Source organism: Martinezella sp. CNPSo 3964 (assembly GCF_057784375.1).
The window spans coordinates 1-20540 of the sequence record NZ_JBXSOW010000009.1; the positions used below are offsets into that span (position 1 = coordinate 1).

The window sequence follows — 20540 nt, forward strand, 5'->3', positions numbered from 1 at the left end:
CTACCGAGTTTAACCTTGGCGAGTTTTCTTGCCTGCTCAACAGTAACGGGACCAAACCGTCCTGTGGTCAAGACCCGCTGGTTGGCGGATCGCCCGCCTCCATCGGTCCGATATTTAATGATGAAAGTCGTCATCCCCGAGGGAACAACACAAAGACCAAAGCCTGAAAGCTCGCTATCCCAAATATGGTAGCGGTCCTGATCGGGTCGAGCCGCGTCGACGGTGCGCTTGGTCAACAGTACAGCACTTCGCTTGCCCGTCTATCACCCCCAAGGCCTGGAACGGGATACCACCGCAAAGGAAAACTGAAGGATGATCGTAGCGGCCACTCGACGACCGCATCAATTTAACTAATTGATATAGTAACGCTATTTGGAATGATCGGATATTGTGGCGTACCTAAATTTCATTCTCCGAGCGGATATAAACCTGCAGCGTATAGCCGATATGCTCGGTCATCAGCGCTCTGGCGCGTACCAGATCCCGGTCGAGGGCCGCCTCCATCAGTGCCGTATGATGCTCGATCGCCATGGCGTCCTGCAAGGCGGCAACCGCTTTTTCATAGCCGATCGAAAGACCAGCTGCCGCGCGCTGCGTCGGCGCGAGGCCGAGAAAACGATGGTGACGGCGAAGCTGATCCGAGATGGTGGACTGGAAGCGTCGGAGCCAGTTCGACGTTGCCGCACTGACAAGCGCAGCGTGAAAGGCATTGTGCTTCTCATCCCATTCGTCCGCCATCTCCTCCGAGGCGGAGTCGGGTACGATCTTGCAGCGTGAGAGGCGATAATGCGCGGTGACAACAGCCGATTCCCAATCCGGACCGCCCTTTTCGATCGACTCCATGAGAAGCGGTAGCTCCACGACCATGCGCGCCCGAGTCAGGTCCTCCAGTTCGGCGCGCGATACCGGAGCGACGGCGAAGCCGCGATTGCTGATCGCAGTAACGAGCTTCTCGGCTTCCAGCCGCGACAGCGCCTCGCGAAGCGGCGTCCAGCCAACGCCGTAAGTATCGCGAAGAGTCCCGAGCCGCAAGGAGGCGCCTGGCCTGAGTTTGGTGTTGAGGATATCGCGCCGCAACAGCCAATAAGCTGCCTCCGTCTTGCTCAACGCATCCTTGTCCTGCATGGCGCTTGTCCCGATCCTCCCCATCCGCAGATTATATATAATATGGCTGCAGCAAGAAAATATATATCAAAGGCGCCTGTGGTGTATATCATATATCACAAATTGACAGGATTGCAGCAGCCGCTATGATCCCTGCCAAGAGAGCCGAGGGAACACGGCTCCTTGTCACATCCGGGAGGAAAATATGCTGAGATCTACGTCCAAATGGCTGGCCGGCCTCGCTGTCGTCGGCGCCTTCGCAGCAAGCGTTGCAACCGCATCGGCGGAGCCCATCAAGATCGCGATCGCCAACTTCGGCGAACATCCGCAGCTCAATGCTTCGATCGCCGGCTTCAAGAAGGCTCTCGCCGACAACGGCTTCGTCGAAGGCAGGGATGTCGTTTATTCCGAAAGCAACACCAGCTTCGACGCCTCGCTCGTTCCGCAGATGATCGCCAAGCTGCAGTCCGAACATCCGAAGCTGATGTACACGGTGACGACGCCCGTGTCGCAGATCGCCAAGAAGGCGCTCGCCGGCTCCGGCATTCCGATCGTCTTTACCGCCGTGACCGACCCGGTCGCCGCCAAGCTCGTCCCGTCGTGGGACGCGGGTGACACCGGCATTACCGGCTCGAGCGACCTGCAGGACATCTCCGCCATCCTGACCTTCACCAAGAAGCTGCTCCCGAATGCCAAGCGCATCGGCGTGCCCTACAATCCGGGTGAAGCCAACGACGTCGCACTGATCGACAAGGTCAAGGCAGCCGCTCCGGCCGCCGGCTTCGAAGTGGTTCCGGTCGGCGTCGATAACGTCAATGACATCCAGCAGCGCATCGCATCTCTCGCCGGCAAGGCGGACGTGATCTACACGCCGGCTTCCAACCTCTTGCAGCCGGCAATCCCGGCCGTTGCCGCCGCCGCCCGCCAGGCACAGATCCCGATCGTCAACTCCGACGACGCGGCTGTCCGCAATGGCGTCGTGCCGGCAAGCTTTGCCGTCAACTACGAGCAGGTCGGCGAAAATGCCGGCAAGATCGCCGCGCAGATCCTCAAGGGTGCCGATCCGAAGACGATCAAGCCTTCCGTTCCGGCCTATAAGGACCACGCGCCGCTCATCAACAAGACCGTGTTGAAGGCATTCGGCGCAGAAGTCCCGGCTTCGCTTGCCGATTGCAATTGCTTCACGAAGTGATAGGCGGCATCTTCTAGGGATCAATCCGATCCATGGCGGCGTCAGGGACGCCGCCATTTCATAACCCTATACTGCAGGGGAGGCACGGATGCTTGATATCAAATCCGCGCGCAAGGTTTTCTATAAAGGCCAGCCTGACGAAAAAGTCGCACTCAACGGCCTGACGCTCTCCCTCAAGACTGGCGAATTCGGCGTCGTCATCGGCTCCAACGGCGCCGGCAAGAGCAGCATGCTGAACGCGATTTCGGGCGCTCTCGGCCTCGATTCCGGCCAGATCCTCATCAATGGCAACGACGTGACGAACATGCCGGTCCACAAGCGCGCCGCGCGCCTGGCCCGCGTGTTCCAGGACCCTATGAAGGGTACCGCCGCCAGCATGACGGTCGGCGAAAACATGCTGCTGGCGGAACTGCGCGGCAAGAGCCGCGGGTTTCGCCCCGGCCTGAATGCCGCCCGCCTTGCCGCCTACAAGGAGCGCCTCGCCGTTCTCGGCCTCGGCCTGGAGAACCGGCTGGACACCAAGGTTGAACTTCTTTCCGGCGGTCAACGTCAATCGCTGTCCCTCATCATGGCGGTCGGCGGTTCGCCCGATGTGCTGCTGCTCGATGAACACACAGCCGCACTCGATCCGCGCACCGCCGATATCGTCATGCAGGCAACGGTGCGCACCGTCGAAACACTGAAGCTGACGACCCTGATGGTGACGCACAACATGCAGCACGCCGTCGATTTCGGCGACAGCATCATCATGCTCGATGCCGGCCGCGTCCATCTCGAAATCACCGGCGATGGCAAGCGGCGCATCACCGTGCCCGAGCTGATCGGCCACTTCGCCGTCAAGACCGACCGCATGCTGCTGGTGAGCTGAGATCATGATGGACTTCATTCAGACAACCGTTTCGAGCTTCGTCTCGCTCATCCCGGTGACGCTGGCGCAGAGCTTCATCCTGAGCTTCGTCGTCCTTGGCATCATGATCCCTTTCCGGATGCTGAGCTTTCCGGATCTGACCAGCGAAGGCGCGTTTCCGCTCGGTGGCTGCGTCTGCGGCATCCTGCTTGCTGCCGGCGTCGCGCCGCCGCTTGCGATTGTCGCTGCTTTCGTCGTCGGCCTCGGCGCCGGCTGCTGCACGGCCTTCATTCACCTGCGCTTCCGCATTCATACGCTGCTCGCAGGCATCCTGATGTCGACGATGCTCTACAGCGTCAATCTTGCCATCATGGGCAAGTCGAACCTCTCGGTCTTCGGCTCGCCGACCGTGTTCGATGTCGTACCATTCACCGAGCCCGGCTTCCCGGCGAGCAAGATCGTCATCGCCGGCCTGCTTGCCGTCATCGTGCTGATCGCCCTCAACCTCTATTTCAAGACGGAAAAGGGCACAGCCATGCGCGCCGTCGGCTCCAATCCCGACATGGCGGAGGCGCAGGGCATCAATGTCTGGGCCGCCACCATCGGCGGCGTCGGCATCGCCAGCGCCTTTTCCGCCGCCAGCGGCGCACTCATGGTCCAGTCACAGGGCTTTGCCGACGTCAACATGGGCATCGGCATCCTGATCAATGGACTTGCAGCCCTCATGATCGGTGAAGCCTTCACCGGCAAGCAGACCGTAGTTCGTCAGTTGCTGGCGCCCTTCGTCGGTTCGATCATCTACTACCAGCTCGTATCGCTCTGCCTTGCCGCCGGTATGCCGCCACCGAACCTGAAGCTCGCAACCGGCCTTTTCGTGCTCATCATGCTGGCACTGCCGAGTATCCGTCGCAGCCGCGGCGGAGCCGCTACCCGAGAAACCATTCGCGAATAAGCTTACGAGGCAACGACAATATGGATAGCCTTCCCGATCTCGCGGCCGTCGAGGCCATGGACGAGGCCGACCCGCTGCGCGGCCTCCGCAACCGTTTCGCCCTGCCCGCCGGCGTCATCTATCTCGACGGCAATTCGCTTGGTGCCGCCTCGCATGAGGTCTTTGCCGAAGTGCGCCAGGCCGCCATGGAAGAATGGGGCAACGGCCTCATCCGCAGCTGGAACAGCGCCGGATGGTTTCATCTGCCACTGGAACTCGGCGATCGCATCGGCCGGCTGATCGGCGCCGCCGAAGGCCAGACCGTGGTGACCGACTCCACCTCGATCAACATCTACAAGACCTTGCACGCGGCCCTTGCGATGCGCCCCGATCGCAACGTCATCGTGGCGGAAGGAGACAGTTTCCCGACCGACCTCTACATGGCGGAAGGCGTCGTTTCCACCCGGCCGGACGTGACGCTCCGACTCGAAGGCCGCGATGGCAACAGCATCGAAGATCTGATTGACGAGAATGTTGCCGTCGTCCTCGTCAATCACGTCAACTACAAGAGCGGCGAACTGCGTGACATGACGGCGCTGACGAAGCGCATCCAGGCGGCGGGCGCACTCGTCATCTGGGACCTGTGCCACAGCGCCGGCGCGCTTCCAGTAGATCTCGATGGCGCAGGCGCTGATTTTGCCGTCGGCTGCACCTACAAATATCTGAATGGCGGTCCGGGCGCGCCGGCCTTCATCTATGCCGCTAAGCATCATCATGCATCGATCGTTCAGCCTCTCAGCGGCTGGTGGAGCCACGCCCGTCCCTTCGCCTTCGAACAGAGCTTCGACGGTGACGCCGGTATAAAGCGTTTTCTCTGCGGCACGCAGCCGATCCTGTCGTTGCGGGCGCTGAAGGGGGCGCTCTCCATCTGGGATGAAGTGGACATGAATGCCTTGCGCCGGAAGAGCATAGCGCTCACCGATTTCTTCATCCGCCTGGTCGAGGCCAAATGCGGCCAATATGGCGTGGAGCTTGAGACGACGCGCGACAGCGAAAAGCGCGGCAGCCAGGTATCTTTCATCCATAGCAACGCCTACGAAGTCATGCAGGCGCTGATCGAGCGCGGCGTCATCGGCGATTTCCGCGCACCCTCGACATTGCGCTTCGGCTTCACGCCGCTCTATGTCTCATATCGCGACGTCTGGCGAGCCGTAACGGTCCTTGAGGACATTCTGAGCAGTGGATCGTGGAAGGAAGCGCGCTTCGCCGTGCGTTCGGCCGTGACCTGACCCCCCAAGCGTCGACCGGCAGAAAGAAGGAGCTGAATATGAGCTATTTCAAGGTCACCGATTGGGAGGCCGCCTATAGCAACGGCGCCTACATCGTCGATGGCGATCAATGGCCGGCGGCATGGGTTGAACCAGCCAAGTCTTTCCGTGACAGGTCGACGGCGACAGGACGTGCAAAGCTCGATCTCGCTTACGGCCCGGCAGCGCGCAATCGCTTCGATCTCTTCTTGCCCGAAAGCCGGCCCAAGGGATTGGTGGTTTTCGTTCATGGCGGCTACTGGCTGCAATTGGACAAGAGTTACTGGTCGCACCTCGCCGCAGGCTCGATTGCGGCCGGCTATGCCGTGGCGATCCCGTCCTACACGCTTTGCCCAGACAATAGCATCGGCGGAATCGGCAAGGAGATCGCGGCAGCCATTACCGCAGCGGCCGATCTGGTCGAAGGTCCGATTGTGCTGACCGGGCACTCTGCCGGCGGCCAGCTTGTCGCCCGCATGATGACGACGACATCGCCGCTCGGCGAAACGGTCCTCAAGCGCATCCGGCATGTGCTTGCCATTTCTGGCGTGCATGACCTACGCCCGCTCATGCGGCGCAAGATGAACCGGGAGCTTCGCATCGATGACGCCGAGGCGAGAGCCGAAAGTCCCGCACTTCTCGAGCCGATCGACGGCATTCGCCTAACCTGCTGGGTCGGCGGCGCGGAACGCGCGGAATTCATCCGCCTGAATGCCCTGCTTGCCAATATCTGGATCGGCCTTGGTGCCGCGACGGCTACGGTGATCGAGCCCGACAAGCATCATTACTCGGTGCTGGATGGTCTGATGGATGCTGCGCATCCACTGACGCGGACCCTGCTCGCTGAATAGCGCCTTCGCAGCCGCATCGAGAGAAGTGCCCTCGGCGCGATCCGCACCGAGGGCGTTATATTATCAGCCGTTGACCGGCGCATTCATCGCCCAGGCGACGCCGAAGGGATCGCGCAGCTGACCCCAGCGATCGCCCCAGAACATCACTTGCGGCTCGACGACGACTTCGGCTCCGGCATCGACGGCGCGCTTCCACCAGAAATCCAGATCATCGACGACAAGCTGCATCGTGAAGGACTGCGGCTTTTCCAACGCATGGCCGTATTCCGGAAAGGCGTCGCCGAGCATCACGGAGCTACCGTTGATGTAGAGATGGACATGCATGGTCCGGCCTTTTTCATCGACGGGATACATGAAGACCTGTTCTGCTCCGAAAGCGCGGCTGTAGAACTCGGCTGCCTTCACAGCGCCGTCGACGGTCAGATAGGCCACGACGCCGCCGCGAACCGGCACTCGGGGCTGCTGGGATTGCGTTTGATCTGTTGCATCGGTCATGTTCGTCTCCTTGGAGCGGTTCATCGTATCATGCCCTTTTCGATGGGCCATCCCGAGGACGTTGCGTGATAACGCATTCCGACAATAGGAGTCGATTTTTTTGAATTATTTCTCCGGAAACTGGGACATACCCCGCGATAGGCAACGAGAGCACCTGGTGTCACTTCTTCCTCACCAATCCGCTGACATTCAGGCCGCCCGGTCCATAAAGGGCGAGTGCGCTGCTGCAGACGGCATCCTCGGGAAAATTGGCCATTGAGGCCTTCAACCGAAGAGCTTCATCCAGCATCTTGGGCTGATCGCGCTCCATGTCTATACCGTTTCCAGTTGCTACCAGAGCAAGCAAGGTCGTCTGCGGCTCGATGCTGTGGCACAGCGAAGCCGCCGCCATCACCTGCGCGATATGATGCATCGCATTCTCTCGATTTCCGGCGAAGCTCTGCGGCGCGATCAGAGTCGCAAGTAACATGGTTACCGAAACTCTCCTCATCCCTATCACCTCCACTCAACCTATTCTTGCATGATGGTCCATTTTCCGGGATGCGCAAGGGGATAAGGAAGGCCGCGATCCGTTAACGCAGAGACTACCCTCGCGCTGGCTTTCGGGCGCGTAAAGTCCGAGCGGGATAGGCCTCACTGAGAATTCGCGCCAAGGCGTCCTCGCGCGCCATTGGCCGCCCAAGCAGGAAACCCTGCACTTCGTGATAGCCCTCTGCCCGCAACTTCGCCAGTTGCGCCTCCGTCTCGATGCCTTCGGCCAGTGTCACGGCGTTGAAGCCGGAGGCGATGCCGACCACGGCCCGCACGATCGCGAGATTGCCGGGATCGGCATCCATGCCGGCGACGAAGCTGCGGTCGAGCTTGATCTTGTCGAAAGAGAAGGAGCGCAGATAGCTGAGCGAGGAATAGCCCGTGCCGAAATCATCGATCGCGATGCGAATGCCAAGCTCCTTCAGGGCACGCAGCAACGACAGGCTTTGCTCGACCTCGGAGAGCAGGATGGATTCCGTGACCTCGATCTCCAGCCGTCCGGGACAAAGACCCGTCTCGCCCAGCGCCGAGACAACGGTGGCCAGCAGGCTCGCATGACGAAACTGATAGACAGACAGGTTGATGGCCACCTTCAGGTTTTCGGGCCACTCCATGGCGGTCCGGCAGGCTTCTCGCAGCACCCAGTCGCCGATCGGCACGATCATGCCCGTTTCCTCGGCGACTGGAATGAACTCAGCCGGTGGGATGAGCCCGTGCTTGGGATGACGCCAGCGGATGAGGGCTTCGAAGCCGGACAGTGCGTCCTCGTCCAGCCGGATGATCGGCTGGTAATGGAGTTCGAATTCATCGTTCTGCAGAGCCTCTCGAAGCTCCAGCGTGAGCTGGTGGCGCCGTTCGGCTTCGAGCCGCATCTCGGTCTGGTAGAAGCGATAGGTCGATCGGCCGCTGCCCTTGGCTGCATAGAGCGCCAGATCCGCATCCCGCATCAGGACATCTGCATCGTTGCCGTGCTCAGGTGCCAAGGCGATCCCGATGCTGCAGGTCACATGTTCGCGGACGCCGTCGAGATCGAAGGGTGCCGAAAGCGATTGCAACAGCAGATCGGCGAAACGGCGGGCACGCCCGGCATCCGTCATCCTCAAGACCAGCGCGAACTCGTCACCGCCCAGGCGCGCGACCAGATCACTTCTCTCGGCAAGCTGCTGGAGGCGCTCGGCAACCTGGCGCAGGAGCATATCACCCGCAGCATGGCCCTTGCTGTCGTTGATATGCTTGAAATGATCGACATCGATATAGAGCAGCGCGATTGGCTTCGCTGGCGTCGCAGCCGCCACCTGCCGCACGATGCTCTCGGAAAAGAAAGCTCTGTTCGGAAGGCCCGTCAGGGAATCGTGCATGGCAAGATGCGCAAGCCTTGCCTCGACGCTGCGTTCCTCGGTCACATCCTGGGAAATGCCGAGAACATAGCGTGGCGCCTGCCCCGTTGGTGCGGGCAGAGCCCGCTTCGCCGTTTTCAGGATACGCAACGCGCCATCCGCCGTGTGGATGGTTTCCTCAAAGTAGACGGTCGCGGCAGTCTCGAAGGCAAGTCTGTCCTGCTCCCGAAAAAGCGCCGTCTGCTCATCGGAGAATATGGCCTTGTCCGATTTACCGATCATATCCTGCGCCGAGTGCCCGACGATGCCGCCGCAGGCTTCGTTGAACAGAATATAACGGCCATCCCGCTCCATATCCTTGACGAAGACGCCGACGGGAAGATTGTCGACGATGCTGTCGAGCAGCGACTGGGTGGCGTCGATCTGTCGTTGGGCCGCATTGACCTCGGTGCGATCCTGAACGATCGCGAGGATCGCCATCTTGCCGTCGAAGCGGATCTCCCGCCCATAGGTCAGAACTTCGAATGTCTCGCCGCCCGCCTTCAGATGCGTCCAGCGTTGCGCCGTCTCAATGTCGGTGCGGTGGTGCACCGCGTCCAGCATGCGCTCGCGTTCCACGGATGGTCTGATATCGAGCACGGTCATGACCGCGAAGTCCGCATGGCCATAGCCATAGAGGTCGAGAGCCGCATCGTTGACGATCAGAAACCTCAACGTCTGCGGATCATAGACCCACATCGGCGACGGATGCGTCTTGAAAAGCGACCGAAAATCGTCGTTCGGGGCGGCGGGCCAAACGGAATTCATGGAAGGTCGACCTTGCCAATTCGAGTTTGAAGACTAGCGAATTGGACATTGATAGACGAAAAAACTAAATAAAATCAAAATTATAACAAGATTAAACTTTAGGCAAAAGCCTATCGAATATGCAACGGGAGGCTTTATTCCGGCTGCCTGATTTCATCGATATGGCATGGCAAATGCCGTGAAGTTCAAAGCCCCGCCTTGCCGATCGCATGGATGACGCCATGCAGCTCGCCAAGACCTTTCAGGCGACCGATGAGGGAATAGCCGGGATTGGTCGGCTTATCGATATCATCGCCGACAAGATGTCCATGATCCGGCCGCATCGGGATCACATGGTCTTCCCGGCCCTCCTTGCGACGCCTTGCCTCCTCCGCGAGCAATGTGCGCAGAATGGCATACATATCGCTGCGCCCTTCCAAATGGGAGGCTTCCACGAATGATCCATCGGCTTCGATCGCAATGTCGCGCAGATGCGCGAAATTGATACGTGACGCGAATTCGCTTGCGATGGCAAGCACATCATTGTCGGCGCGGGACCCCAGCGAGCCGACGCAGAGCGTCAGGCCATTGGCGGCATGGTCGACGGTACCGAGGATACGACGCAGATCTGCCGCCGTCGACACGACGCGCGGCAGGCCGAAGAGCGAAATGGGCGGATCGTCTGGATGGATTGCGAGCCGGGCACCGAATTCGACGGCGACCGGCACGACCTCCCGCAGGAAGGCATCGAGATTGGCCTGGAGATCTTCTGCCGTCATTCCGTCGAAGAGGGCTATGGCTGAGCGGATGGCTTCACGCCCATAGCTGTCCTCACCGCCCGGAAGACCGGCGATGATGTTGTTCTCCAGCCGTTGCACGGCTTCCGGCGAGAGCCCCTTCAGTCGCTCCTCGGCGCGCTGCACCAGGTCCGGCGCATAATTTTCTTCCGCACCCTTCCTGCCCAGGACGAAAACGTCATAGGCAACGAACTCCACCATGTCGAAACGCAGGGCGAGCGCGGTGGTCGGCATTTCGAAGCGCAGATCCGTGCGCGTCCAGTCCACGACCGGCATGAAGTTATAGCAGATGGTCTTTATGCCGGCGCGAGCGAGATTGGCGAGGCTGTCCTTCCAGACGCCGATCGCCGCCCTTGCTCCTGCTCCACCGAGCTTGATGGCGTTTGGAACGGGGATCGATTCACAGACGCTCCAGCGCAATCCAGCCACCTCGACCAGCACCTTTCGTGCCTCGATTTCGGCCGGAGTCCAGACGCGCGAATGTGAGACCTCATGTAGCGCCGTGACGATGCCCGTTGCGCCGGCCTGACGCGCATGCAAGAGCGGAACGAGATCCTTCGGACCGAACCAACGCCAGCAGCTTTCCATACGACATCTCCTCCATTTGTCGGTCAAAATACCGCTGAAAAGCGAAATGTCCATCGTGCTACATTACTTGACACCGCTTATTGACCAACAATATGGTTCCGAGAGTGGAGGAATGATAGTGGCGGACACCGCTGATATCGAGGATAGAGGTTCGGCGGTCGATCAGGTGGTCGACGCGCTGCGGCGACTGATGCGCGAACGCAATCTCGGCCTCGGCGACGCCCTGCCCTCGGAAGCCGAACTCGCTTCCATGTTCAATGCCAGCCGCAATACGGTGCGCGAAGCGATCCGCATCCTGAAGGCCTATGGCATCGTCGAAAGCCGCCAGAAGGTCGGCGCCGTCATAACGGATCGCCGCCAGCAGGCATTGATGGACCTTTTCTCCTTCACCATCGATATATCGGCGGAAAGCTTTCTCGATATTCAGGGGTTTCGTCGCCTCATCGAGGTCAATCTCAGCGATCTTCTCTTCGAAACGATTGATGAAACCGCCATCGAAAGGCTTCGCTCCATCAACGATGCAATGAAAGCCGCGCCGGAACTGGCCGGGGCTGCGGAACTTGATTTCAGGTTTCATGCCGCTCTCGTCGGCTTCGCCGGCAATCAGACGCTGTCACAAGTCTATGGCATTCTCCAGCCATTGTTGCAGCGGCTCATGGAGGCGGGCAAGCGCTCTCGCGAAGCCATCGACAGCGCCTATGATGAACACCGCGCCATCATCGAAGCGTTGGAACAACGGGATCGAATCGCCTACGCCTATCACATGAACCGCCACCTGCAGGCGGGCCTGCAGTTCATCGCGCCAAAGGCTGTTTGAGGCATCCATTTCATAACGGACACATGACATGAAAAGACAGACGCTCGACACCGGCTGGACCATCTCGCGCCTTCGCGCGCCCTCCAGCGCCCCGGCCCTGCCCAACTCGATCCCCGCCGCCGTGCCCGGCAATGTGCATCTCGATCTGATGGCCGCGCAGCTGATTACCGACCCCTATCTCGATGTCAACGAGATCTCGCAGGACTGGATCGGCCGCTCCGCATGGCGCTATCGTCTCGCCTTCGACTGGGATGGCGATGATGACGAGCGTATCGATCTTGCCTGCCTCGGCCTCGATACAGCGGCGCGCCTGGAGCTGAACGGAACCGCACTCGGCGAAACCCGCAACATGTATCGCAGCTATCGCTTCGACATCGGCGATCACCTGAAGAGCGGTCGCAACGAACTGATCGTCGACTTCCAATCCGCCTATGAACATGGCGAGGAGGTCCGCAAGCAGCTCGGCAGCGCCGCCGATATCCCACAGAACTATCCCGGCCCGAGCAATCTCATCCGCAAGATGGCTTGCAATTTCGGCTGGGACTGGGGTCCGACCGTCGTCACCTCGGGCATCTGGAAGCCGATCTTTATCGAGAGCTGGTCGAAGGCGCGTCTCGGCGGCATCCGCCCGGAAATCACCCTGCAAGGCAGCCAGGGCGTGGCGCGCCTGCATGTCGAGATCGAATGGGCCGACAAGGGCACGGATAGCGCGGCGCTCGTCCTGTCCATCGGCGGGAAGCGCGCGGAAGTCCGCGTTGCCCAAGGTGAGACCCATGCGCTGATCGAATGCCGCATCGACAATCCCCAGGTCTGGTGGCCGCATGGCATGGGCGGCCAACCGCTTTACGATCTCGACCTGCAGCTGCTCGGCTCCGACGGCGCGGCGCTCGACGGCTGGAAGCGGCGCGTCGGTTTCCGTTCCGTACGGCTGGATACGACCCCGGATGAGATCGGCTCGGCTTTCACGCTCGTCGTCAACGATGTGCCGGTCTTTGCGCGCGGCGCCAACTGGATCCCCGACGACTGCTTTCTGCCGCGCGTGACGCGTGAGCGCTATCGCGAACGGATCGGCCAGGCCCGCGATGCCAATATGAACATGCTGCGCGTCTGGGGCGGCGGCATCTATGAAACCGATACGTTCTACGAGGAATGCGACGCCGCCGGCATCATGGTCTGGCAGGATTTCCTGTTCGCCTGCGCCACCTATCCCGAGGAAGAGCCTGTCTATAGCGAGATCGAAGCGGAAGCGCGCGAGGCGATCACAAGGCTGATGCCCTACGCTTCGCTGGTCATCTGGAACGGCAACAACGAGAATATCTGGGGCTATTTCGACTGGGGCTGGCAGGATGTACTCGGCAATCGCCCGTGGGGCGCCGGCTACTATCTCGATCTGCTGCCGAAGCTGGTGGCCGAGATCGATCCGACCCGGCCCTATTGGCCGGGCAGCCCCTATTCCGGCTCGATGGAGATCGCCCCGAATGCCGATGAACACGGCTGCAGGCACATCTGGGATGTCTGGAACGAGGTGGGCTACGAGACTTACCGCAACTATATCCCGCGCTTCTGCTCGGAATTCGGCTGGCAGGCGCCGCCGACCTTCGCAACGCTTGCCCAGTCCGTGCGCGAGAAAGACCGTGCGCCGGCCTCTCCCGCGGTCCTGCATCACCAGAAGGCAACCGGCGGCAACGACAAGCTTCTGCAAGGGTTGGAAGGCTGGTTTCCCCACCCGCAAAATTTCGACGACTGGCTCTTCGTCACGCAGCTGAACCAGGCACGCGCGATCAGCTACGGCATCGATCACATGCGCTCGCATCGGCCGACCTGCATGGGCACCATCGTCTGGCAGCTCAACGATTGCTGGCCGGTCACCTCATGGGCAGCCGTCGACGGCGCCGGCAGGAAAAAACCGCTCTGGTACGCCTTGAAGCATAGCTACTCGCCGCATCTCCTCACCATCCAGCCGCGCGGCGATGGTCTGGCTGCTGTCGCCGTCAACGACGCAACCCTGTTCTGGCGCGTGCCCTTCACTGTCGAGCGTTTCGATTTCACCGGCAAGCTGCTTGCCCGCCACCATGTCTGGCGCATCCTGTGCGATCGCTTCGAGAATACCGATATCGAGATTCCAGCCGAAGTCGCCACCCCCGGCGATCCGCGCCGGGAATTCCTGCGCGCGCGTCTCGGCGATGCAGAAGCCTGGTGGTTCTTCGAGAAGGATATGAAGCTGCAGTATCCGCAGCCGCGCTTTGATATCCAGAGCGTCCAGACGACGGACGGGATTACCGTGACTATCACCGCTCAGTCGTTCCTGCGCGATGTCTGCCTCTTTGTCGACCGCATCGGCGCGAATGCCGAAGTCGACGATATGCTGGTCAATTTCGCGCCCGGCGAGAGCAGGACCTTCAAGGTCAAAGGCATCTCCAAGGACGCCTTCGACGATGCCGACCTTTCGGCCATTCTCCGCACGGCCAATCAGGTTGCCGAGCCGCCGCATCAGTGAAATCGGGGATGGTGTCGATCAGAATATCCGGCGAATTGCGCCGGATATGTCCTGATATCATCCGCGATTCATCGCCAGGAATTGCGGATGCCAATAGGAAAATGCCTCCTATGATCGAGCGTCGCCTTGTGATCTAGTGCCCCTCATCCGATCCATGAATCAGCGAGACCACGCTTATGTCCTCGGCCTCCAATCGCAGCTTTCAAACGCCTCGTCGCGAAGAACTCGGTCTTGTCACACTTGACAATACGGCCGGCCTCTCGGCTTCAGCCCTGCCGAACGGCACATTGTTTTCGATCGATTTCGCTGACCAGCAGGGCGGCGTCATGATCAATCAGGTGCTTGGTTCGCCTGTCTATGGCGGCATTGGCCGGCTCTATCTGCGTGTCGGCGGCGCCAGGCCGGCAACAGCCGAAATCGTCGGCCCCAAGGCCGCTGTTCAGTTCGGTCATGGCAAGAGCGGCTTTTCGTGGAGCGGCGAAACGGCCGGCGTCAAGCACACGGTCAGCCTGCGGCTGCACCCAAGCCAGACCGCATGGTTCTGGCAAGTCTCGTTGGAAAACGGCACGAATGCAGCGCTTTCAGCCGACCTTATTCTCGTCCAGGACGTTGGCCTCGGCGATCGCGGCTTCCTGATGAACAGCGAAGCCTATGCCTCGCAATATATCGACCATCATATCGCCGGCCATGCAGCCTTCGGCCCTGTCATCATGGTCAGGCAGAACCTCAAGCAGGGTGGCGGACGAAATCCGTGGCTCGCACAAGGCTGCCTCGAAGGTGCCGCGGCTTACGCGACCGATGCAATCCAACTCCTCGTGCCCTCCAAGGGCAATGACGGCGTCATGGTGCCGGACTTCGGCAGCGATCTGCCAAGCACACGACGCCAGCACGAGGTCGCCTGCCCGGCGATCCAATCGAAACCGCTTTCGCTCGCGGCAGGCGATGCAGCCACCACGACCTTCTTCGGCCTCTTCATCGCCGATCATCCGGCCGCATCCAGCGATACCGATCTCGCCCATCTCGATGGCCTGCCGAAGCTTCAGGGTGAGCTCGTCGTCGACACGATATCAACCGCACAAACGGCGCGCAGCCTTGTGCAGGATGCTCCGCTTGCAGAGAGCGACAGCCTCGATCAGGCTGATATCGATGCGCTCTATCCCACGCGGATGCTGGAGGAACATGCGGACGGGAAGCTGATCTCCTTCTTCGTGCCGGATGGGCCGCATAACAGGCACATCGTGCTTCGTGAAAAGGAACGGCTGGTGGCGCGCCGCCACGGCGCCATCGTCCGCAGCGGCCAGAACATGCTGCTCGACGACCAGACGCTGGCCGCGACCTGCTGGATGCAGGGCATCTTCGCCGCGCAGCTGACCATCGGCAACACGTCCTTCCACAAGCTTTTCTCCGTTTCCCGCGATCCCTACAACCTGACGCGATCGAGCGGTCTGCGCATCCTCGTCGACCTCGGCGAAGGCTGGCGCCTGCTCGGCGTGCCCGCCGCCTTCGAAATGGGCTTGAGCGATACGCGTTGGATCTACCAGCTTCCTGGCCGCACCATTACCGTCTCGGCAATCGCCTCTGGCGACGACCCGGCCATGCAATGGAGCGTCTCGGTGGAGGGCGAAGCCTGCCGCTTTCTCGTGTTCGGCCACATCGTGCTCGGCGAACGAGATTATGAAGCGATTGCCAATATTGCGGTGGACGCCGCGCGCAAGCGCATCTCCTTCCGGCCGCAGCCGTCCTGGCTCTGGGATCGCTACCCGAATGCCGGCTATCACCTCGTTACCTCGACGCCAGACGCGTTCGAGACGGTCGGCGGCGATGAGCTGCTCTATAGCGATGGCACGGCTCGCAACGGCCCCTTCATCGCGCTGAAATCGCACCCGACGAAGGCACTTCGCTTTGCCGTCACGGGATCGATGACCGATCCGGATGCGGCCGAAGCCCTTGCTGCGCGCTACAGCGCCGGTGTCGAGAACGAAGAGATGCTGGCGCCGGCGCTGCGCTTCTGGAGCCATGTGACGCGAGGCGCACGCATCGAGGGCGATGGCCGCGATGTGGTGGCACAAGCGGTCATGCTGCCCTGGATCGCGCATGACGCCATCGTGCATTTGAGTGTACCGCATGGGCTCGAACAATATACGGGAGCTGCCTGGGGGACCCGCGACGTCTGCCAGGGACCGATCGAATTCCTGCTCGCCTACGAGCATGACGAAGAAGTCCGTCAGATTCTCTCCACGCTCTTTTCCGAGCAGTACCGCGACCGTGGCGACTGGCCGCAATGGTTCATGCTGGAGCCCTACGCCAACATCCGCGCCGGCGAGGCGCATGGCGATATCGTCGTCTGGCCGCTGAAGGCGCTCTGCGATTACATCGAGGCGACCGGCGACATCACCTTCCTCGCCGAAACGGTTCCATGGCGTGCCGACGATACCATGCAGCTGACCTCGGAACGTGCGACGATCTCCGATCATATCGAAAAGCTGCTGGACACGGTGCGCAGCCGCTTCGTGCCCGGCACAAGCCTCATCCGCTACGGCGAAGGCGACTGGAACGACAGTCTGCAGCCCGCCGATCCGCATCTGCGCGACTGGATGGTCAGCAGCTGGACCGTTTCGCTCCTGTACGAACAGCTGGTGCGCTACGCCAACATTCTGACGCTTGCCAGCCGTAACGAGGAAGCGCAGTCGCTGCAGGCGACGGCCGTCGCCATGCGCGCCGATTTCAACCGGCTTCTGATGCGGGACGGCGTCGTTGCGGGCTACGGCGTGTTCGATCCGAGCCATGACGGCGTCGAACTGCTGCTGCATCCCGAGGATACTCGCACCGGCCTGCATTATTCGCTGATCGCGATGACGCAGCCGATGATCGGCGGCCTGTTCACGCCCGATCAGCGCCACGCCCACATGAAGCTCATCCGCGAAAACCTGCTCTTCCCGGACGGTGTACGGCTGATGGAAAAACCGGCGACCTATTCCGGCGGCCCGGAAAAGCTCTTCCGCCGCGCCGAGTCATCGTCCTTCTTCGGCCGCGAGATAGGGCTCATGTATGTGCATGCGCATCTGCGCTATTGCGAGGCGCTCGCCCTCGACGACGACGCGGAGGCCGTGTGGGCGGCACTGGCGCTTGCCAACCCGATCGCCGTCAGCGGCCGGGTGGAACATGCGTCGCTGCGCCAGCGCAATACCTACTTCAGCAGCAGCGACGCAGCCTTCGACGATCGCTATCAGGCATCGGCGGAATGGTCGCGCGTCAAGGCGGGTGACATCGCCGTCGATGGCGGCTGGCGCATCTATTCGAGCGGCCCCGGTCTCTACACCAAGAGCCTGATCGGCAACGTCTTCGGCTTCAAGCGGCAGTTCGGCCAGCGTATCCGCAAGCCGCTCCTGCCAGCCTCGATCGGCGCTTGCGAGGTCAAGCTGGACTTCAAGGCCTGAGCCAATCGTTGACAGGAAAAAGGGCCGCATCAGCGGCCCTTTTTTCTTGCCTCGCACGATCCGAAAGCACTAAGCGCGGATGGCGTCGATCGCTTCCTCATCACAGATGATATCTCGGCGCGTTGGCTCGATCGCCGCAGCTTGTGGCTCTGTGGCCCGCCGAACCACCGGCGATGGGTCGGAGGTGTAGTTCTTGACGAAACAACGCATCGCATGTGCGACGCCGCGTGAATTCACTTCGCGATAGTCGGCCTCATAATAGAGACCACCGGCATAACTCCCCGTGATGATCTCGTAGGATGGAAAGTAATCGACCCAATCAAAACGCGATACGACCTGATCGGCAACCACCCGCAGGACCGATTTGCTGTAGGTCGTCGACACAAGCACGTTCCTGTCTTCATAAGTGGCAATAAGGGGCACCGGGGAGACGGTCAGCAGCACCTTGATGCTCGGGTTCTTGTCCTTGAGCTTCTCCAGGAAAGCCAGGAGATCAGCCTCGACATCGGCGACCCCGAAATTGACGAATTCATGCCGCTCTGGATCGAAAGAGCCGGCAACCACTCCCGGCGCAAGCGGAAACACGGAGCCATCGTCCCTGGACCGCCAAGCCTCGGTCAGGCCAAGCGTGAAGACCAGTACATCTGCCTCGGTGAAAACCGCGCGGACACTGGAAAGGTGCTTATGGCGCTCATCTTCCACCGCTTTGATCGTCTTGAACCCATCCGGCTCGATCTGCGGTCGATAGGGGTCGACATAACGCCCATCCTCGCGCAGCCATGCCTTCTCGGCAGGCTTTCTTTTCTCGAAAACCTCCTCGAACAGCTGGAGCAACTGCCGAGCGGTGTAGAGATTGCCGTAGCGCCCGGAGAAAACGCCGAAATTCCGGCGAGTGCGCTCATCCTCCGGCAGTCCCTCCCCATTTTCTGGAACGAAGTAGTGGAAACCGATACGCTGGAGCTGCCGGGAAATGTGCTGGGCGAAACAGCTGCCGGCCGTCGCGATCTTCGTCGCTCTGTTCAGGCGGAATTTCGGATTGACGACCGGATCGAAAAGATGCGTCTCGATCCGCGCCACGGATCGCCGCCAGAGCTGGTAATTCTCTATTCCGGCATAGGGGTTCGTCATCAGGCTGCCTCCGCCACGACTGCTTTGACCTTTTCATAACGCGCACGAACCGCCCCTTCGACGAGAATGGAGCCGGGTGGTAGCCGCGAATAGACGGCGAAGCTGAATTCGATGAACTGCTCCAGGGTGATGAGCCGATAGTCATTCGGCAGCTTGAAGAGATACGAGCCGCGGGCTCCAAAGGCCTCGGCAATCTCAGGATAGACCGGATAGCATGGCCCATTCAGGAGATTATCGGCTGGCATAAGCTCGCCATCGACAGGCTCGACCCCGAGCCGCTTCAGGAAGGCACGGGCAATATCGTAGATGCAATGAACTTTTGGATGGTTCACGGAATACATGAAGGCATCGCCACGAGACCACTGCGTGAACGAGGGCGAAATATCCAAACCATGCTCCGAAAAGTGCTTGAGAAGCTGCGCCCGCTCCTGCTCCCATCGCGCGAAGAAGCCGCAGCCTTCGAAGACATCCCGCCGGAAAAGCTTCCGGGTTGCCTCTATCCCGAGCCCGGCCTCGTATGCCGCCAGAACGATCATGGAATGATAGGACCCCATCGGGCCTTCGATCGGGCCACCCGAAAAGGCATAGCAAATGTCTGGATGATAGGCGTCGAAATTGATCGAGGGAATGAAATCAAGATTCTGCGCAAGGCCGAAATCGAAGTCGAGATTGCGGAACTGCGGATGGAGGACGACCCTGAAATAGCGGGGCAGTTCTTTCTTGTATTTTTCGATGTTTTTCCTGAATGCCCATATGTCCATTGCGTCGATATGAAAACGAGGGCCAAGAAGCTTCAGGGAATTTGCGAGACCGAATGTCTGGCAATTCGAGACCACAAGCCATGTTTCCATGCGAAAACCATCCCAACTAGCCACACGCGGACTTCGTACTATCCTATTGAAATACTGAACAATTACGCCGCTGGAATTTTCCCGGCACAGTGACGCGGTTTAGAAGCCCATTGTTTTATGGCGGGTTTGGCTTGTCTATATCGATGACGTCAGTGCTGGGTGAATTGCGGCAGAAGAGGCATCTTACGCGCACGGAATTCCCTGTTTGGTGAACCGGCCCGCAACAATGTCCAGGCTCGACTTTTGCTGCCCACATTCACGGCTTATCGACCTTCTGGTTAACCGAATCGGCTAATCTCGTAAGGATATGCAAAGCCCGGAGGCGGATTTGGAAACGGCGCTCTATCTCCCGATCAAGTCATTTCTCGAAGCCGCCGGCTATGCGGTCAAGGGCGAGGTCGGCGGCTGCGATCTCGTCGGGCTGAATGATGGCGAACCGCCCGTCGTCGTCATCTGCGAGCTGAAGATGAGCTTCAATCTCGAGCTGATCCTGCAAGCCGTCGACCGCGCCGCAGCCAGCGACGAAGTCTGGATCGCCGCGCGCGTGTCAGCAAAGGGCAAGGGGCGCGAAGGCGATCGCCGATTCCGCGATCTTTGCCGCCGGCTCGGCTTCGGCATGCTGACCGTCTCGGACAACGGCCAGGTCGATGTCATCGTCAGCCCCGTTGCCCCGATGCCACGCAAGAATGTGCGGCGCAGATCACGCCTTGTTGAAGAACATCGCCGGCGCAAAGGGGATCCGGCACTTGGGGGCAGCACGCGAAAGCCGATCATGACCGCCTATCGCCAGCAGGCCCTTGCCTGCGCCACCGCCATCGAAAACGGCGTGCAACGCCCGAAGGATATGCGCGAAGCGGCACCAAAGGCCCCGCAAATTCTGAGAGATAACGTCTATGGCTGGTTCGAGCGCGTCGACCGCGGCATCTACGCTTTGACAGATCTTGGAACGGAAGCGCTCAAGCGGTGGCCAGCGCCGCAGCCTTAAATATGGGAAAATTCCGGCTAACCAACATTAAATTCATGTAATATCTTAACATTTTGCAA

The 20540-nt window shown here is 60.4% G+C and carries 17 protein-coding genes; 9 read left to right on the plus strand and 8 right to left on the minus strand.

Annotation, left to right across the window (positions count from 1 at the left end):
* The coding region (locus tag AC13Q5_RS24950) for an Arm DNA-binding domain-containing protein (RefSeq protein ID WP_488503530.1) at positions 1 to 236 on the minus strand (236 nt) is incomplete at its 3' end.
* A gap of 163 nt (positions 237 to 399) precedes the next feature.
* The gene (locus AC13Q5_RS24955) at positions 400 to 1125 is read right to left on the minus strand and encodes a GntR family transcriptional regulator (protein WP_488503531.1); all 726 of its coding nucleotides are present in this window, start codon (positions 1123 to 1125) and stop codon (positions 400 to 402) included.
* Between the two features lie 184 nt (positions 1126 to 1309).
* Here AC13Q5_RS24955 and AC13Q5_RS24960 point away from each other — a divergent pair, with 184 nt between their 5' ends.
* From AC13Q5_RS24960 to AC13Q5_RS24980, 5 genes are all read left to right on the plus strand, one after another.
* Complete coding sequence (locus tag AC13Q5_RS24960; RefSeq protein WP_488503532.1) at positions 1310 to 2296, plus strand: ABC transporter substrate-binding protein; 987 nt, start codon at positions 1310 to 1312, stop codon at positions 2294 to 2296.
* An 88-nt stretch (positions 2297 to 2384) separates the two neighbouring features.
* The gene (locus AC13Q5_RS24965) at positions 2385 to 3164 is read left to right on the plus strand and encodes an ABC transporter ATP-binding protein (RefSeq protein WP_075856205.1); all 780 of its coding nucleotides are present in this window, start codon (positions 2385 to 2387) and stop codon (positions 3162 to 3164) included.
* Positions 3165 to 3171: 7 nt separating this feature from the next.
* Positions 3172 to 4095, plus strand: coding sequence for an ABC transporter permease (locus AC13Q5_RS24970; protein WP_488503662.1), 924 nt, complete (start codon positions 3172 to 3174; stop codon positions 4093 to 4095).
* Positions 4096 to 4115: 20 nt separating this feature from the next.
* On the plus strand, positions 4116 to 5363 hold the full coding sequence (gene kynU / locus AC13Q5_RS24975; RefSeq protein WP_488503533.1) for a kynureninase: 1248 nt from the start codon (positions 4116 to 4118) through the stop codon (positions 5361 to 5363).
* Positions 5364 to 5401: 38 nt separating this feature from the next.
* Positions 5402 to 6232, plus strand: coding sequence for an alpha/beta hydrolase (locus AC13Q5_RS24980; RefSeq protein ID WP_488503534.1), 831 nt, complete (start codon positions 5402 to 5404; stop codon positions 6230 to 6232).
* Between the two features lie 63 nt (positions 6233 to 6295).
* Here AC13Q5_RS24980 and AC13Q5_RS24985 read toward each other — a convergent pair whose 3' ends face one another.
* From AC13Q5_RS24985 to uxuA, 4 genes are all read right to left on the minus strand, one after another.
* A complete protein-coding gene (locus AC13Q5_RS24985; protein WP_075856228.1) occupies positions 6296 to 6727 on the minus strand; it encodes a VOC family protein in 432 nt (143 codons plus the stop codon).
* Between the two features lie 160 nt (positions 6728 to 6887).
* Positions 6888 to 7196 carry a hypothetical protein gene (locus tag AC13Q5_RS24990; protein ID WP_488503535.1) on the minus strand — a complete coding sequence of 103 codons (309 nt, stop codon included), beginning with the start codon at positions 7194 to 7196 and terminating at the stop codon, positions 6888 to 6890.
* A 115-nt stretch (positions 7197 to 7311) separates the two neighbouring features.
* Complete coding sequence (locus AC13Q5_RS24995) at positions 7312 to 9402, minus strand: putative bifunctional diguanylate cyclase/phosphodiesterase (RefSeq protein WP_488503536.1); 2091 nt, start codon at positions 9400 to 9402, stop codon at positions 7312 to 7314.
* 185 nt (positions 9403 to 9587) lie between these two features.
* The gene (gene uxuA, locus AC13Q5_RS25000) at positions 9588 to 10766 is read right to left on the minus strand and encodes a mannonate dehydratase (RefSeq protein ID WP_488503537.1); all 1179 of its coding nucleotides are present in this window, start codon (positions 10764 to 10766) and stop codon (positions 9588 to 9590) included.
* Between the two features lie 112 nt (positions 10767 to 10878).
* On the opposite strand from uxuA, the gene AC13Q5_RS25005 reads away from it, so the two are divergent.
* From AC13Q5_RS25005 to AC13Q5_RS25015, 3 genes are all read left to right on the plus strand, one after another.
* The gene (locus AC13Q5_RS25005; RefSeq protein WP_457877908.1) at positions 10879 to 11583 is read left to right on the plus strand and encodes a FadR/GntR family transcriptional regulator; all 705 of its coding nucleotides are present in this window, start codon (positions 10879 to 10881) and stop codon (positions 11581 to 11583) included.
* A gap of 28 nt (positions 11584 to 11611) precedes the next feature.
* Positions 11612 to 14080, plus strand: coding sequence for a glycoside hydrolase family 2 protein (locus AC13Q5_RS25010; protein WP_488503538.1), 2469 nt, complete (start codon positions 11612 to 11614; stop codon positions 14078 to 14080).
* Between the two features lie 176 nt (positions 14081 to 14256).
* Positions 14257 to 17517: a GH36-type glycosyl hydrolase domain-containing protein gene (locus AC13Q5_RS25015; protein WP_488503539.1), complete on the plus strand. Its 3261-nt coding sequence runs from the start codon at positions 14257 to 14259 to the stop codon at positions 17515 to 17517.
* Positions 17518 to 17586: 69 nt separating this feature from the next.
* On the opposite strand, the gene AC13Q5_RS25020 is transcribed toward AC13Q5_RS25015, so the two are convergent.
* Positions 17587 to 18645, minus strand: coding sequence for a GSCFA domain-containing protein (locus tag AC13Q5_RS25020; protein WP_488503540.1), 1059 nt, complete (start codon positions 18643 to 18645; stop codon positions 17587 to 17589).
* Complete coding sequence (locus AC13Q5_RS25025; RefSeq protein ID WP_075856196.1) at positions 18645 to 19496, minus strand: WcbI family polysaccharide biosynthesis putative acetyltransferase; 852 nt, start codon at positions 19494 to 19496, stop codon at positions 18645 to 18647. Before AC13Q5_RS25025 ends, AC13Q5_RS25020 begins: the two co-directional genes overlap by 1 nt.
* Positions 19497 to 19824: 328 nt before the next feature.
* Here AC13Q5_RS25025 and AC13Q5_RS25030 point away from each other — a divergent pair, with 328 nt between their 5' ends.
* Positions 19825 to 20481 carry a DUF2161 domain-containing phosphodiesterase gene (locus AC13Q5_RS25030; RefSeq protein WP_488503541.1) on the plus strand — a complete coding sequence of 219 codons (657 nt, stop codon included), beginning with the start codon at positions 19825 to 19827 and terminating at the stop codon, positions 20479 to 20481.
* Positions 20482 to 20540 lie beyond the last annotated feature (59 nt).

Bases quoted from the DNA above. Each gene is read 5' to 3' on its own strand.
- AC13Q5_RS24955 (WP_488503531.1), bottom strand. From the start codon at position 1,125: ATGCAGGACAAGGATGCGTTGAGCAAGACGGAGGCAGCTTATTGGCTG.
- AC13Q5_RS24960 (WP_488503532.1), top strand. From the start codon at position 1,310: ATGCTGAGATCTACGTCCAAATGGCTGGCCGGCCTCGCTGTCGTCGGC.
- AC13Q5_RS24965 (WP_075856205.1), top strand. From the start codon at position 2,385: ATGCTTGATATCAAATCCGCGCGCAAGGTTTTCTATAAAGGCCAGCCT.
- AC13Q5_RS24970 (WP_488503662.1), top strand. From the start codon at position 3,172: ATGGACTTCATTCAGACAACCGTTTCGAGCTTCGTCTCGCTCATCCCG.
- kynU (WP_488503533.1), top strand. From the start codon at position 4,116: ATGGATAGCCTTCCCGATCTCGCGGCCGTCGAGGCCATGGACGAGGCC.
- AC13Q5_RS24980 (WP_488503534.1), top strand. From the start codon at position 5,402: ATGAGCTATTTCAAGGTCACCGATTGGGAGGCCGCCTATAGCAACGGC.
- AC13Q5_RS24985 (WP_075856228.1), bottom strand. From the start codon at position 6,727: ATGACCGATGCAACAGATCAAACGCAATCCCAGCAGCCCCGAGTGCCG.
- AC13Q5_RS24990 (WP_488503535.1), bottom strand. From the start codon at position 7,196: ATGTTACTTGCGACTCTGATCGCGCCGCAGAGCTTCGCCGGAAATCGA.
- AC13Q5_RS24995 (WP_488503536.1), bottom strand. From the start codon at position 9,402: ATGAATTCCGTTTGGCCCGCCGCCCCGAACGACGATTTTCGGTCGCTT.
- uxuA (WP_488503537.1), bottom strand. From the start codon at position 10,766: ATGGAAAGCTGCTGGCGTTGGTTCGGTCCGAAGGATCTCGTTCCGCTC.
- AC13Q5_RS25005 (WP_457877908.1), top strand. From the start codon at position 10,879: ATGATAGTGGCGGACACCGCTGATATCGAGGATAGAGGTTCGGCGGTC.
- AC13Q5_RS25010 (WP_488503538.1), top strand. From the start codon at position 11,612: ATGAAAAGACAGACGCTCGACACCGGCTGGACCATCTCGCGCCTTCGC.
- AC13Q5_RS25015 (WP_488503539.1), top strand. From the start codon at position 14,257: ATGTCCTCGGCCTCCAATCGCAGCTTTCAAACGCCTCGTCGCGAAGAA.
- AC13Q5_RS25020 (WP_488503540.1), bottom strand. From the start codon at position 18,645: ATGACGAACCCCTATGCCGGAATAGAGAATTACCAGCTCTGGCGGCGA.
- AC13Q5_RS25025 (WP_075856196.1), bottom strand. From the start codon at position 19,496: ATGGAAACATGGCTTGTGGTCTCGAATTGCCAGACATTCGGTCTCGCA.